This window comes from Limosilactobacillus gastricus DSM 16045 (assembly GCF_001434365.1).
In the GTDB taxonomy this organism is placed as follows: Bacteria; Bacillota; Bacilli; order Lactobacillales; family Lactobacillaceae; genus Limosilactobacillus; species Limosilactobacillus gastricus.
The window spans coordinates 19,001-33,683 of sequence record NZ_AZFN01000014.1 but is presented as its reverse complement, the minus strand read 5'-3'; the positions used below and the strand labels follow the sequence as shown (position 1 = coordinate 33,683).

Here is a 14,683-nt window from a genome sequence, read left to right as displayed (position 1 = left end):
CTAATCATCCTCCTTAATCTGGTATCGGCACCAGACCATTGGTACCTCAATGCGCGCAATTTGACGCTCATATGGCATTAAAGTAATTAATTGTTCATTGGTTAAGACATATTGGCCATTCTTCCGATATTCTTGATAGGCCAAATATTTGCTAGAAGCGGTTTGAACTTGCACGCCTGGAACATATTGTTCTAACAGCCGGGCCGTCGCCGCATGCGTATAGCCCACTTGATTAGCCACCAGAGTATTTTCCAGTAGCACCAAGGGATCGAGATCATAAATAAAAGTCTCTTTTAAGGCCAACTGGCGTAAATAAAGATAATGAACATCCCCCCAAGCTAATTGCAGTTGCTTGGACTGAAAGGCGGCCGGAATCAATAATTGATCGTCAGCATAATCACTTAAATTCATTAAAATATGTTCAAATGAAGCATGCAGACTAATTGTCCAATCTTGATCAGAATGCTTTTGGACAAAATATTCGGCTGCCCGATTACTATCCGTTTGTTGGGGACCTAAAGTGTGAATTATCGTCATTTAATATTCCTTAAATTCATTGCGATAGCGTTGGACATCCGCTTGTAACCGCTGGAAATTACTAGCGTTAAAAGTCTCAAGTAAGGCCTTTGCTAATTCGATTGCCACCACATTTTCGATAACAATTGATGCCGCCGCAATGGCTGTCGTGTCCGAGCGTTCCACATTGGCTTTAACAACTTTTTTGGTGTTAACATCAACCGTTTGGAGCGGATGATAGAGGGTCGGAATTGGTTTCATGGCCGCATTGACCACAATTGGCATCCCGTTACTCATCCCGCCTTCAATTCCGCCGAGGTGGTTGGACAAGCGAGACCAACCCGTGTCTTGGGACCAATCAATGGCGTCCATCACTTGGCTACCAAAGCTCGTAGCGGCGTCAAAGCCATCCCCAATGCTGACTCCTTTCATGGCGTTCATACTCATGACAGCGCCAGCTAATTTACCATCCAATTTTGTATCATAAGAAACATAAGAGCCAATTCCGGCTGGATAGTCTTCCACCACCACTCGGATCAAGCCCCCGAGGGTATCGCCTTGTCGTTTGGTTTCATCAATCAGTTCATGAATTTCAGCGACCTTGCTTTGATCTAAAACACGCATATCATTTTGACTAATTGCGGAACGAATAGCATCTACATCCGTTGTTAAATTGCCCGCGGCCGAGACCGGCCCCACCTGTTTAACATATCCGACTAGTTTAACCCCTAGTTGGTTTAAGAGTTGCTGACAAACATTCCCAACAGCCACGCGAATCGCGGTCTCACGAGCCGAAGAGCGTTCCAAGACATTGCGTAAATCCTTATGACGATACTTCATCCCCCCGACTAAATCGGCGTGACCCGGACGAGGTTTTTCCACCCGCCGGACTGAATTTTCGGGCGTAGCAGGCGCCACCGGATCCATAATTTGTCCCCAGTTGCCATGGTCCCGGTTTTTAACCACCAGGGCTACCGGACCCCCCATCGTAATTTGATGACGGACCCCACCAACAATTTCTACCGTATCGTGTTCGATCTGTTGCCGGTTACCGCGTCCATAGCCCCCTTGCCGGGAAGCTAAGGCCGCATTAATTTCTTCAACATCTAAATGTAAACCTGCTGGTATCCCTTCAATAATCGCTGTTAATTGGGGACCATGTGATTCCCCTGCTGTTATGTAATGCATAGTCATCTCCTATTCTTGAATCTTTTTAGCTTCATCCATTAAGGTTTGATAAACCTGTTGGATTTGTTCTGTATAGAAATCATTGGTATTCCACCGGGCCACTTTACGCAAAACTTCCTCTTCTCGCGCAGGATTAAAGATTGGTAATTGATGGGCTTTCTTATATTCACCAATCTTAGCCGCCACTTCAAAGCGTTTAGCAATCAAGGCCACTAATTGTTCGTCCACTTCATCGATTTGTTCCCGATATTCTTCTAAAGGATTCATCTTCTTCACCTCACAGTAAATAAAAAGGCCAGCCTGACTAGAAATTATCCTAATCAAGCTGGTCAACGATCATCTTTACTATCGATTGGTTGCGCATGCTGATTAGGTGACCAGCATGCCATAATGAAAACTGGCGATACCTGGTCTAGACGTGACGCCTAGATCAGTTGATCTAGGCGCTAGTTAAAGTAAGCACCACCAATAAAATATAAGTTTTGTCGCTTAAGTTGGTTTTTCATTATGAACACCGCTCTTTTCTAAATGGTATAATCATTAAAACATTTCTAATATATACTGTCAATGCTTGTTAAATAAAACTTTTGCTCCTTTCTATTCATTGCTATAATAATACTCAGATTTATCCGATTGTGATGGAGAGATATAAATGGTAACTGTAAAACAAATTTTAAATGAGAATCCACAATTAATGGACCTCCTTTTAGAAGGCAACTTTGGAATTGAGTTAGAACAACACCGGATTTTAACCGATGGTCAACTAAGTCGCTATCCTTATCCACAAGTCTTTCGTAGTCGCCGCCACAACCCCTACTTGAAAACTGACTTTTCTGATACCATGACTGAAATTGCTAGTGCCCCGACCCTGGGAGCGACGGCGGCAGTCAAAAATACTAAGATCCTCCAACAAATTGTTCATGATCAATTACACGAAGATGAACGCTATTGGCCCTTGAGTGTTTTACCCGAATTAAATGATGCTGATCTGGAATACGCTGGTCATAATAATACCCGCCATTGGATGGACGATTACCATGATTACCTTCAAGAAAAATATGGGACAGTGCGCCAAATTATGACGGGTGTTCACGTGGGATATAGCTTAAACGATTCTTTAATTTATGGTCTCTATCACCATGGCTTTAAGGAAAAGTATGCGTCAATGACTGAATTTCGGAATGAAATTTATTTCCAATTAGCGCAAGGCTTTGTCCTCAACCGTTGGTTATTCACCTATCTTTTTGGCTGTTCACCGCTATTAACAAATCGGCCGACGGATCTGCCAGCAGAAATTCAAGGACCAATGCGAAGTTTCCGGAGTAGTAAATACGGCTATGCTAATCTACCTGACGAAGAAGTGGCTTATGGCAACTTTGACCAATTTATTAATCAGATTCAACAATATGTTGATGATGGCACCTATTTCTCCCATCATGAATTTTATGGTCCCGTGCGTTTAAAGACGCCGGCGGATACCTTAGTCGATATTAAAAATAATGGGACGCGCTGGATTGAAATTCGGGCCTTTGACTTAGATCCCCTTTCCCGTTCCGGAATCAGCAATGATACGCTTAATTTCTTAGAATTATACCTGACTTATATCTTGACCTTAGAAGAACCAGCCGAATTGAATGCTCGCTTGGTCGAAGCCGTGGAACTTAATAACCAAGTCGCCCTGCAAAACCCAACGGAACAGTTTGACTGGGTTAAAGATCGAGCAAGCGAATTATTAGACCAATTAGAAGCTTTTGCCGATGAAGTTAATGCGCCAAAGATTTATCAAGACGCTCTCTTGTTCACCCGACGGCGGGTTGAAGATCCCAGTTTGACCATTAGTGGCCAGATCATGGAAAAATTAACTAGTCCGGAAGACTACTTGAACTACGGTCTCTTAATTGCTAATGATCGTTTCAGCATGAACCGGCATTATGAACATCCGCTTGAGGTCTTAAAAGATCAATATCCCGAGAATACCCAACAACTCCTACGGGCTGCCATTGAAATGGGTGTTACCGTTATTTTTGAAGATGATAGCCACTTTGAACTCTCCGTGGGTGACCATCTGGAATTCTTTGATAAAACGATTAAGTTTATCTTCCCAGAAGGACCGGAACAATATTTAGCCAATATGTTCCCTGAATTAGCCGAACAAACGGATGAGAAACCATAGGAGGATACCTTGAAACCGACGCAACAATTACAGATTTTAAAAGATATCATTGGGATTCCTAGTGAAAACCAAAATGAAGCCGCTGTCGCTGATTATATTGAGCAGCTCTTCACCCCTTTTTCGAACGTCCAGATTGATCGCCTCACCTATGCTCCCGGTCGGGATAATATTATGGTTACAGTTGGCAATGGCCAGCCAACTTTAGTTTTAACCGGGCATATGGATACGGTTAAAGCTGGCGATCTTAAGAAATGGACGAGTGACCCCTTCCAAGCCGAAGTCCGCAATGGGAAACTGTATGGGCGCGGTGCTTCTGACATGAAATCCGGACTGGCCGCGATTATTGTGACCCTTTTAGAAATTGTGCAAAGTGGTAAACCGGTAACCGGCACGATCAAATTAATTGGCACGGTAGGAGAAGAAACCGGCGAATACGGCGCGGCCCAAGTTACGAAAGCGGGGTGGCTTGATGGAGCCGATGCAGTAATTATTGCTGAACCGAACTCCGGTTTCCATGAAATTACCTATACGGCCAAGGGGGTGATCGATTATCGAGTTACCTCTAAAGGCAAATCAGCCCACAGTGCCCGGCCTCATTTAGGTATTAATGCCATTGATAAACTGTTGCTATTTTATCAGCGGATGCAAACGGCCATGCAACAGTTCGATCAAGTGGATCCCGTCCTCGGCGAAGTGGTGCATAATGTTACCCTCATTAAGGGTGGTGAACAAGTAAATACCATCCCCGAAGATGCCAGTTTAATGGGTAACATTCGAACGATTCCGATTTACCCAAATCAGATGTTTTATGATGTGATTGAAGGCTTAATCGAGGATTTAAACCAAGACCCCACAACTGACTTAAAACTTGAATATAGTTTCCCAGAAGAAGCAGTTCCTGGACGGTCTGACTCCCCCTTAATGAAATTGGCGCAAACGGTCTATGAAGACCTTTTTGGTTTTATTCCGGAACCCGTCGGGGCGGTTAGCGCTAATGAAGCCGCCGAATTTGTTCATGCCCAGGGTGATTTTGACATTATTGACTTTGGGCCGGGATCAGAAACCTCACATGCGATTGATGAATATGTACCCGTGTCAGATTATCAAAAAGCGATCGCCTTTTACCATGCCTTTATCCAGGCCTTCTTTACCAAAGAATAACATCGCGGTATAATAAAATAAATTATATGTACTAGGGGTGCTTCTGCGCGAAGTCGAGATGTAAGCAAACTTACAAACCCTTTGAACCTGTTAAGTTAACACTTGCGAAGGAAAAGTGCAGTTCGAGTTTTATCTAATCCCAACTCAATTCCCCTCGCGAGGAATTGAGTTGTTTTTTATTAAAGGAGGAAGTTCAATGACGGATTTTATAACAATGCTGAAAGCAACCAATCCGATCGTAATGACGGTAGCCAATACCATTACCTCTGGCGATGTGGCCAATGGTCTCAATGCCATCGGGGCCTCACCGATTATGCCCAGTGCTCCTGAAGAAGCGGAAGCAATGGTCAATATTGCTCAGGGGGTAACCATCAACGTAGGCTCGATTAATCAGGAACAATTTCGCCAAAGTCAGTTAACTTGTAATGCAGCTAATTCACAAGGTAAGCCATTGGTATTAGATCCAGTTGCCGTCGCCAGCAGTCCCTATCGAAGCCAAGTAGTTGATACTTTACTAGGTGACTACGATTTTTCCGCCATTCGGGGGAATGTCGGTGAAATTGCCTTTTTAGCTGGCGTCGCCTGGGACACTCATGGGATTGATGCTGGGGGTGGCGAAGTTGATTTTGAACAGCTCACCACGATTGTGAAGACCTGTGCGCAAAAATACCATACGATCGTCATCATGACCGGTGAAATTGACTACATCAGTGATGGGAAAACTGTTAAATCCGTTCCTTATGGGACACCAGCTTTTGCAACCCACGTTGGCACGGGTGACTTATTATCTAGCCTCGTCGCCGCCTTTTTAACCGTTGCGTCGACCGATGAATATTTAGAAGCTGCCTACCAAGCCGCCCTCACCTTTGCCCTTTGTGGCCAAAAAGTCAGCGATAAACTACCTGGACAATGGTTTAACGGACTGCTCAATGAACTATATTTAGTATCTAATGATAAAATCAATCACTGGGAAAAGGAGGAACTTCATCATGGTTAATGAATTCCCACAAGCTTTATCAATCGCTGGTTCCGATAGCGGTGGTGGGGCTGGAATGCAAGCGGATCTCAAGACTATGCAAATGCGACATGTCTTTGCCACGACCGTCTTAGTCGCCATCACTGCCCAAAATACCCTAGGCGTTCAGGACTCCATGCCCCTGCCACCCGCGATGATTGATGCCCAATTCGCCTCTTTAAATGATGATCTTCAGATTCGTGCCTGCAAAACCGGTATGTTAGCCGATGTTCCAACCGTGGAGTGCGTCGTCGCTAATTTACAAAAGTATGATTTTGGTCCCGTCATTGTGGATCCAGTGATGATCGCCAAAGGAGGTGCCCCACTCCTTGCTGATGATGCGATCGAAATAGTCAAAAAGCGCTTATTGCCCCTGGCAACTTTGATTACACCTAACTTGCCAGAAGCCGAACGCCTGACTGGAATGCAGGTTGAATCTAAGGAAGAAATGGTAACGGTTGGGCATCGACTCCAAGATCTGGGAGCTAAAAACGTCTTAGTTAAGGGTGGTCACTTTGATCAATCCGGCCTAGCCCAAGATTTTGTGCTCTTAGATAATGACGAATCCTTTTGGATGACCAGCCCGCGCTTTGACACAATCCGAACTCACGGCACTGGCGACACTATTTCGGCTTGCATCACCGCAGAATTGGCAAAAGGCGTTCCCTTGGAAACGGCGATTCGAACCGGCAAGGCTTATGTCACTGCGACGATTCGTGATGGGATTGAAGTTGGCCATGGTCACGGTCCACTAAATCATTGGGCTTTATAGGAGGTTTCACCATGCAATTTAAACCTGAAATGCTCCACTGTTACCTCATCGGTGGTTCCCAAGATGTGGAGCATGATCCAACAAAGTTTCTCTTGAAACTCACCACGGCTTGTCAAGCTGGGATCACTGCTTTTCAATTCCGGGAAAAAAGCAACCTCGTGGAATATGACGTTTACGCGCTAGGCTTTCAAGTGCGCACCATCTGTAGCCAATTCCAGGTTCCTTTATTTGTTGACGACAATCTGGAGTTAGCTCAAAAAATTAACGCAGATGGGATCCATGTCGGTCAAAAGGATCAACCAATCGAAGAAGTTATCCAAGCAGCTGGGCATGATTTAATGATTGGCTATTCATGCAATACGGTAGCACAAGTTGAACATGCCAACCAAGTCCAAGTTGATTATATCGGCAGTGGGCCGATCTACCCGACCAAATCAAAAGCGGATGCTGATCCGGCTTTAGGGGTTAAAGAATTGGGAAATTTGGTCCAAATTAGTCGGCATCCAGTCGTTGCAATTGGTGGGATTACTCCCACTAAAGTACCAGAAGTCCTAACAAGTGGTTGTGCTGGCATATCCGCAATCGCCGGTATTTTTGATAATTTAGCCGCTGGGATGCCCGCTGGCCCTGATAATCCGGTTAGTCAGATTTTGGATTGCTATTGATCTTTAAATCCCCAAACGAAAAACTGCTAGCAAGGGATCTCCTTACTAGCAGTTTTTTTACTTTACCTTAGTATCATTTTCCATTCGACGACCCCATCCGGTGATAACCGCAAATAAGAAGGTCAGAAATAGGACCATCGGATAAATACATCCTGCAGCCACTACCATTGGGGAAAGCTTGGTTAAGGCAGCCCCGATAAACACGAACACACTCATAAATGGAATAATTGAAGCAATCCCATTGGCTGTCCCATCCAACAAATTAGCGCGTCGATATGGATGAATGTGGCGAGCATGACCAATCTTGTTAATGATTGGTCCCGCCGTCAAAATGGCCGCACTAGTTACCCCACCAAAGATGGCAGTGATTAAGGAAATCCCAGTCATTGATATAATTTCGGTCCCGCGTACCGTGCGACCTAATTTACTCTTAAGAATCCGATCAGCAATATAATCCAGCATCCCGGCTTGTGTTAATACACCCACCATCCCAAAAACTGCTATGACTAAGGCAACAGTAGGCAGCATATCATCAATCCCCGTGACTAAAAACCCCGTCACTTCATTTGACGATGGATGATTAGCGAACACATCTTTAAACTTAAATAAATGGAACAATAATCCTGTAGCGGTTCCTAAAACCAGCCCCGTTAAAATCCCCGCGTAAATATTTTTAGTTCGGTGGGAAACTATCAACATAATTACTACCGGAATTAACATAATCAGAGTGATTGGCGAAGCCATGCCCGACAGTGCACCACCATGGTATGTTTGGCCGACTCCCCCAAAGACTGCGAAAATAATAGTCGTAATGATTCCGGCCACTAACGAGTATTTAATCCGGCTAGCAACGACACCCCCGACATCTGCTGGATGTCCATCATTAAATTGCTGAGTTGACGATGAAGCGATCGTAGTGTCAGAAATTGGCGCTAGATTATCACCAAAAATTCCACCTTAAACAATACTCCCGGCCATCATCATCGGGTTGGCACCTAAGGCAAGCCCAGCCGAGTAAAAAATGGGAAAAGCGATGAACATGGTCCCTAAAGAAGACCCGGTGGCGGTTGAAACAATACAAGTTGCTACAAAGGTAAAAGCAACAAAGAGGCTCCCATGAATCCCAGTATAATTAGCTAACCATACAAAACCATTGGACAAACCACATAATTTAACGAGGGCACTAAACATCCCCACCATTAATAAAATCACAATGACAGATACAGAGGGAATCGAACTAATTCCGTTAATCGCCGCCTCCCAAAATTTTTGATAACTAGTGCAAGCTAGTCCGCCAATTAAGAGGGCTACCAAGCCACCCGCGGCCAGGGCTTCCATATTAAAAGCCTTAAAATAGATAAATAAAGTTGCACAAACCAGGGCATAAATTACCACTGGTATAAAGGACATGAACATCCCGCCGTGGAATTTTAAAGTAGGTTCATCTTGCATAAACATCCCCCTTTTAGTGGTCTAGGTCGGTTAAAATGATCCCCTGATAGCGTGGCGAGGTTCGTTCCAATTCGTAACACTCACCCGTTGGCGTTGGATATTGCTCAATTAATTCTTTAATTGCCGCCATTTCATCATCAGTTAACTGGAATTGCAAGGTCCTCAAATTATCTTTTACGTGTCGGGAACTTCGCGTCCCAATCATGACTGCCCCGACCCCCGGTTGATTTAGAATATATTGGGTAACCACATTAGGAATCGAAACCTGATGATTATCAGCAATTTCCTTTAAAAGTGGTAATAGTTTTTGTAAACCATCCCAGCCCAGGGAATCTTCGATGATTTGCATATATTTAACTTGAGACCGCGTTTCGGGATGGTCATATTCCTTACCGATATAGCGTTCGGCTAAAAAACCACCAGCCAAGGTTCCATAGGCAAAGGTATAGACATTATGATCAGCACTATATTTTAATAATGACTTTTCAGGACGTCGATCAAATAGTGAATACTGGGCTTGATTGGAAACCACATTAATCCCAGCATCCTGCATTTGTTTTAATCTTTCGGTATCCATATTACACATGCCAATATTGCGAATTTTCCCTTTCTCCTGAAGGCGGACGAGTTCAAAAGCGGTATCCATCATGCCGGACACATTAAAATCCCACCAGTGGAATTGAACCAAATCAATCGCCTCCCGATGCATCCGCTTTAATGAACGATCAATGATCCGTTCCACGTAGTTCCGATCAACTTTAGTCAACACACTCTTATCCGGGACAAATTTGGTGTGGATTTGAAGATCTTCTTCTTGATAGTGACCACTCGCTTTGAGTTCATCCACAAAACGGCCTAGGATCTCTTCGACCCCCGTATAAATATCAGCACAATCAAAAGTGGTAAAGCCCTTATCAACTAATTCGTGAAAACCTTTAATCGCATCATCAACATCAGTTTGTCCTTGTAAATTATGCTCACTCGATAATTGCCAACATCCATTAATCACGCGGTTAAAGGTATAGCCATTGGCTAACCGAATCTTACTTTGTGGATTGCTCATAATAATTTCCTCCTAAATTTAATTACTGCAATGGAACGACCGTTGTTTCGCTATGATGAAGAATTCGCTCACCCATTCGCTCAATTTTAAATTGCGCTTTACAGTTGGGATCTGGACAAGCAATTAGTGTATCAGTAAACATCCAATCGTGGATATCGAGCGACCGCTGTTTAGCTGGCAAAAGTGGTAACAAGGCGCTCAGTGAATACATTGAAAATTGCTTTTCCTCGGGAAACACAATATTTTCTCCTTGCACCAGAAAGTAATCACCAGCATGGTGACTGCATACAAACTCGTCCTCATTTCCGACCACCGTAACTTTGAGGTCATATAATCTAAAGGTTTCTTGTTTCGTCATTTGTATTCTCCTTCGATGATCAACGGGATAAAAGAAAAGGCATGCTCGTGATCACGAACATGCCTAAAGATAGAACAAGCCCGCACAAGTTATGAATCATTGTGCAGGCTTTTTAGAATTTAAAATCAGCCAGCACGGATGTGACGCCGTGGTTGCATCCGTACCTAACAGAAACAACCCCATCTAATGCCAGCTTTGCCAAGCAGTATTAAATTGTAGATCATTAAATGTCATAACTGATTTTCCTTTCAAATTGATATAAATATTTTAGCAAAGATACAATTAAAGTACAATGAGAATCTTAAAATCATCTAATTGAGATTAAAGTTATTCCCCTCATTTAATCCAAATCTTTTAACAAAATGTAGTCCGTTTGCACATCAGATCCTTGGATAAAGTCATGCGAGCCGACTTGATGGAAGCCGAATTTGGCATAAAACTCCATTGCATCATAGTTTTTCTCCCAAACCCCTAACCAAATCTGTTTGGCCCCATGAAAACGAGCGCACTCGTGAGCAAATTCCATTAATTGGCTCCCTAAATGAAGGCCTTGAAAGGCTTCCAGAATATAGATCCGCTGAATTTCCAAAGCATCCGGGTAATCTGGCTCCGTTTGCGCCTGACCGATGTTTAATTTGAGGTAACCAGCAAGGCGATCATGAACCACTAAGAAATAATATTGCGACTGGGGATTAGCCATCTCTTGGCGGATTTGGTCAAAGCTATAATCTTGATTTAGATAGGTATTAACATCGAGGTGATTATGATCTTCAACGTAAGTTTGGACATAAGCCACCCGCATCAAGTGTTGTAATTGCTTAATTTCCGTTAATTTAACTGGTCGAATTTCAACTTGAGACACAATCTTCTCCTTAATCACTTTTTAATATTCTATCAAAAATGACGTTTTTTGATAAGTCTTTTAATGAATATCAGATTAAGGGAGCAATTGATGCGGTTGATTTTGAATCGCACAAATTAATTTTCAACTTAATATTTGGCTTCCCAAACAAAATCCGCCACGGCTTGGGAAGCGTCATGATATTGCGGCGCGGCAATCCCTTGATCAATAGCAGATTGAGCAACGGCCGTGGCCACGACTTTTGAAAATTGACGAAGTTGTGATACTGGTGGTAGGACTGGCGCCCCACTTTCGGTGGAATCAACCAAGTTGCTAAGGGCATGGGCAGCGGCGGCTAGCATTTCATCATCAATTTTTTCCGCTTGAACGGCCAGAGCTCCCACTCCGACACCCGGATAGATCAAAGCATTGTTTGCTTGACCAAAGCGATAGCTAACCCCTTGGTAATCGAAATCATCAACGGGAATTCCTGCAGCCACTAAGGCCCGTCCCTGCGTCCACTTAATAAGGTCAACTGGATCGGCTTCAATTTTTTTCGTTGGGTTGGAAATTGGAAAAATAATTGGACGCTCACAATGCTGAGCCATGGCTTTAATAACGTCTTCAGTAAAAGCATTATGAACTGTGGACGTTCCAATTAATACCGTTGGTTGCACGGTTTGTACGATGGTTTTAAGATCAGTTAAATCCGCATCATTATCAAATTCAGACCGTTGCCGGGTAAAAGCCTTTTGTTTGTCGGTTAGCCCCTCTGTATCATCAAAAAGCAAACCTTGTTTATCCACCAAATAGAAATGCTTTTTGGCTTCGTCAGGAGTGAGTCCTTGCCTTAACAATTCTTGATACAACATCTTAGCAATTCCGGTCCCGGCAGTTCCGGCACCAAAGGACAGGAATTTTTGATCAACTAAATCTTGCTTAGCGATTTTAAGTGCCCCTAAAACCCCTGCTAATACAATAATCCCGGTGCCCTGAATATCATCATTAAAAGTTAAGATTCGATCTTGATATTGATCCAGAATTTTGGCAGCAGTACCCCGACCAAAATCTTCAAAATGCAGGAGCGAATTCGGGAACAACTTTTCAACTGATGTCACAAACTGATCAATAAAATCAAAATAAGTTGAACCACTAATCCGATGGTGGCGTTGTCCTAAGTAATTTGGATCATTTAATAACTGTTCATTATCAGTCCCTGCATCAATTGAAATTGGCAAAACTTGAGCTGGATCAATCCCGGCTGCAGCAGTGTAGACCATCAACTTGCCAACCGAGATGTCGACACCATTTACCCCCCAATCGCCAATTCCTAGGATTCCTTGGGCATCAGAAACGACAATCAAGCGAATATCGCGACCATTCGCCCCGTTTTTTAAACTCGTTTCAATCAGTTCGGGATGATCAACGTTTAAATAGACGGCATCTTGCGGTTTCAGATAGCGTTCATTATATTGTTCAATCGCTTCTGCAATAACTGGATCATAAACAATGGGCATAAACTCATTAATGTGCATTTCCATTAAATAGAAAAATAGGGTCCGATTCGTATTGAAAACCTCCATTAATAAATGCCGTTTTTCAATTTGCGAATCCTTAGTTTGATAAAGTGCATAAATTTCGGCAGCTTGTTCTTCAATCGTTTTAACCCGTGGTGGTAATAAACCAATCAAACCATATGTCTGACGTTCCGCCATTGTGAAGGCCGTCCCTTTGTTTAAAAAGGGGTTATTTAACCGTGCTTGTCCAATCTCCATGATAGTGCCTCTTTTCTTTAATTTCACGGTCATAATAGTTCTTATAAATAAAATTGTCAATAATTCCAAATGTAATAAGGATTTATTATAGATGCTTTTGCAAATACTGATAGTACGGCATCTTTAACCAGTTAATTTTAACTTAAGCGGTCAGCAATTTTATGAATTAATAGTTTCTTAACAATTTTCCATGTTAATCTGCTATACTAGCCTAAAGTTAACTTTAGGTTAAGGAGTAAATAATGGATACAATAGCTAATGAAACATACAGTATCGGTGAAGTGGCAGCAATGTTTAACCTTTCCGTCCCGACCCTCCGTTACTACGATCATGAGGGTTTAATTCTGAATTTACGGAAAAACGCGGCTGGCGTCCGGCAATTCACTGAACAAAATATCAATGCCATCAACATCATCGAATGCTTAAAGCGGGCTGGAATGTCGATCAAAAATATCAAGCAATTCATGAAGTGGTGTGACCAAGGTGATGCCACGCTCGACTTACGCTTGGCCATGTTTCAAGAATTAAAGACCCAAGTTCAGCACCAAATGGACGAACTTCAGGCAACCATGGATACGATTGATTATAAATGCCACTATTATCAACAAGCGGTTGCTGATGGGACCGAAAAGTATGTCGCGCAAAGCCATCATCATTTAGATACAGATAATTTATAATACGTAAAAAGGCTCTTAAGCACCTCGATTTGGTGTTTAAGAGCCTTTCGTGCCTCATCGGCGCCCCTGCCAAGGTCTATATTATAAGACCATCGGCTTTAATTTAAAAGTCCACTTGATCTGGAATTTGATTTTTCGCACTAACAATACGGATCGAACTAATCACGTCCATTTCATCCTCAGTGAGCGCAAAATCAAAAATATCCGCATTCGCTTTCATCCGTTCTGGTTTAACCGACTTTGGTAATGGTAAAAGACCTTGTTGAATGCTCCAGCGGAGACAAACTTGGGCCGGACTATGTTGATATTTATCCGCAATTTCTTGAATTAATGGGTTCTCTAAAGCAACTTTGGTACCTAAAGGACGCCAAGCTTCAACTAAGATTCCATGGCGTTGACAGAACCGTCGCGTGGCTTCTTGCGGCCACCCAGGATGGTATTCAATTTGATCTATCATTGGCTTAATCCGACTATCAGCCATTAATTCCAGAAGGTGATTTGGCATAAAGTTAGAAACTCCGATCGCCCGCACTCTGCCGGCCTGATATAGATCTTCTAAAGCTCGCCAGGTGTCAGCATTGATCTTGCGGGCCTGATCGCCAAATTGTTTCCGATTAGCTGGCCAATGAATTAAATATAGGTCTAAATAGTCCACCCCTAATTCAGCAATTGTCTTTTCAAAGGCAGCCATAGTTTGATCATAACCACGGTCAGTATTCCAGACCTTACTCGTGATAAAAATATCTTCTCGGGAAAGATCGGTTTGCTGTAAGGCTTCACCAATCCCCTTTTGATTGCCATAATAAGCAGCGGTATCAATATGACGATAGCCAGTTGCTAAGGCGTCTAAAACGGCTTGCGTAACTTCTTCATTCGACGATTTATAGGTCCCATAACCCAGTCCAGGGATTTCCACCCCGTTAGCTAATTTCAATGGTGACCGTAAACTAGTTAATTCTTGCATACCATAACCCCCAATCTGAATTTAAGTCCATTTTAACACTTGAGGCAGGTGAAGAACTGCTTT

The 14,683-nt window shown here is 43.1% G+C and carries 16 protein-coding genes and 1 riboswitch; of the genes, 6 read left to right on the top strand and 10 right to left on the bottom strand.

Translation table 11 applies throughout. From position 1 onward, the window contains the following. The 3 genes from FC60_RS05820 to FC60_RS05810 are packed head-to-tail and all read right to left on the bottom strand — an operon-like array spanning position 1 to position 1,971. Entirely contained in the window at positions 1-537 is a 537-nt protein-coding gene (locus FC60_RS05820; RefSeq protein ID WP_056937497.1) for a hypothetical protein, read from the bottom strand. After that, entirely contained in the window at positions 538-1,704 is a 1,167-nt protein-coding gene (aroC, locus tag FC60_RS05815; RefSeq protein WP_056937496.1) for a chorismate synthase, read from the bottom strand. A gap of 9 nt (positions 1,705-1,713) precedes the next feature. After that, positions 1,714-1,971, bottom strand: a complete 258-nt coding sequence (locus tag FC60_RS05810; RefSeq protein ID WP_040467969.1) for a chorismate mutase — start codon at positions 1,969-1,971, stop codon at positions 1,714-1,716. A 385-nt stretch (positions 1,972-2,356) separates the two neighbouring features. Here FC60_RS05810 and FC60_RS05805 point away from each other — a divergent pair, with 385 nt between their 5' ends. The 5 genes from FC60_RS05805 to thiE all read left to right on the top strand — a co-directional run bounded on the left by FC60_RS05805 (position 2,357) and on the right by thiE (position 7,490). Then, positions 2,357-3,877: a hypothetical protein gene (locus FC60_RS05805; protein ID WP_056937495.1), complete on the top strand. Its 1,521-nt coding sequence runs from the start codon at positions 2,357-2,359 to the stop codon at positions 3,875-3,877. A gap of 9 nt (positions 3,878-3,886) precedes the next feature. Then, positions 3,887-5,038 (top strand): ArgE/DapE family deacylase, encoded by a 1,152-nt coding sequence (locus tag FC60_RS05800; RefSeq protein ID WP_056937494.1) that lies wholly within the window; start codon positions 3,887-3,889, stop codon positions 5,036-5,038. A 23-nt stretch (positions 5,039-5,061) separates the two neighbouring features. Next, a riboswitch (TPP riboswitch) is annotated at positions 5,062-5,169 on the top strand. A gap of 65 nt (positions 5,170-5,234) precedes the next feature. After that, positions 5,235-6,035 (top strand): hydroxyethylthiazole kinase, encoded by an 801-nt coding sequence (thiM, locus tag FC60_RS05795; protein ID WP_056937493.1) that lies wholly within the window; start codon positions 5,235-5,237, stop codon positions 6,033-6,035. Then, the gene (gene thiD, locus FC60_RS05790) at positions 6,028-6,825 is read left to right on the top strand and encodes a bifunctional hydroxymethylpyrimidine kinase/phosphomethylpyrimidine kinase (protein WP_056937492.1); all 798 of its coding nucleotides are present in this window, start codon (positions 6,028-6,030) and stop codon (positions 6,823-6,825) included. Before thiM ends, thiD begins: the two co-directional genes overlap by 8 nt. 11 nt (positions 6,826-6,836) lie before the next feature. Then, the gene (thiE, locus tag FC60_RS05785; RefSeq protein ID WP_056937491.1) at positions 6,837-7,490 is read left to right on the top strand and encodes a thiamine phosphate synthase; all 654 of its coding nucleotides are present in this window, start codon (positions 6,837-6,839) and stop codon (positions 7,488-7,490) included. Between the two features lie 57 nt (positions 7,491-7,547). On the opposite strand, the gene FC60_RS09600 is transcribed toward thiE, so the two are convergent. The 6 genes from FC60_RS09600 to FC60_RS05760 form a co-directional block, all read right to left on the bottom strand. Further along, the gene (locus FC60_RS09600) at positions 7,548-8,315 is read right to left on the bottom strand and encodes a Na+/H+ antiporter NhaC family protein (RefSeq protein WP_202812944.1); all 768 of its coding nucleotides are present in this window, start codon (positions 8,313-8,315) and stop codon (positions 7,548-7,550) included. A 132-nt stretch (positions 8,316-8,447) separates the two neighbouring features. Then, complete coding sequence (locus FC60_RS09595) at positions 8,448-8,942, bottom strand: Na+/H+ antiporter NhaC family protein (RefSeq protein ID WP_202812943.1); 495 nt, start codon at positions 8,940-8,942, stop codon at positions 8,448-8,450. Between the two features lie 13 nt (positions 8,943-8,955). Next, entirely contained in the window at positions 8,956-10,005 is a 1,050-nt protein-coding gene (locus FC60_RS05775) for an aldo/keto reductase (protein WP_056937490.1), read from the bottom strand. A 22-nt stretch (positions 10,006-10,027) separates the two neighbouring features. Continuing rightward, positions 10,028-10,363 (bottom strand): TIGR04076 family protein, encoded by a 336-nt coding sequence (locus FC60_RS05770; RefSeq protein WP_056937489.1) that lies wholly within the window; start codon positions 10,361-10,363, stop codon positions 10,028-10,030. A 340-nt stretch (positions 10,364-10,703) separates the two neighbouring features. Next, positions 10,704-11,225 (bottom strand): GNAT family N-acetyltransferase, encoded by a 522-nt coding sequence (locus tag FC60_RS05765; RefSeq protein ID WP_082601357.1) that lies wholly within the window; start codon positions 11,223-11,225, stop codon positions 10,704-10,706. Between the two features lie 128 nt (positions 11,226-11,353). Further along, positions 11,354-13,012 carry a malolactic enzyme gene (locus tag FC60_RS05760; RefSeq protein ID WP_268871578.1) on the bottom strand — a complete coding sequence of 553 codons (1,659 nt, stop codon included), beginning with the start codon at positions 13,010-13,012 and terminating at the stop codon, positions 11,354-11,356. A 209-nt stretch (positions 13,013-13,221) separates the two neighbouring features. Between FC60_RS05760 and FC60_RS05755 the strand changes: the two genes are divergently transcribed. After that, complete coding sequence (locus tag FC60_RS05755) at positions 13,222-13,656, top strand: MerR family transcriptional regulator (protein ID WP_056937487.1); 435 nt, start codon at positions 13,222-13,224, stop codon at positions 13,654-13,656. Between the two features lie 103 nt (positions 13,657-13,759). Here FC60_RS05755 and FC60_RS05750 read toward each other — a convergent pair whose 3' ends face one another. Continuing rightward, positions 13,760-14,620 carry an aldo/keto reductase gene (locus FC60_RS05750; RefSeq protein WP_056937486.1) on the bottom strand — a complete coding sequence of 287 codons (861 nt, stop codon included), beginning with the start codon at positions 14,618-14,620 and terminating at the stop codon, positions 13,760-13,762. Positions 14,621-14,683: the final 63 nt, after the last annotated feature.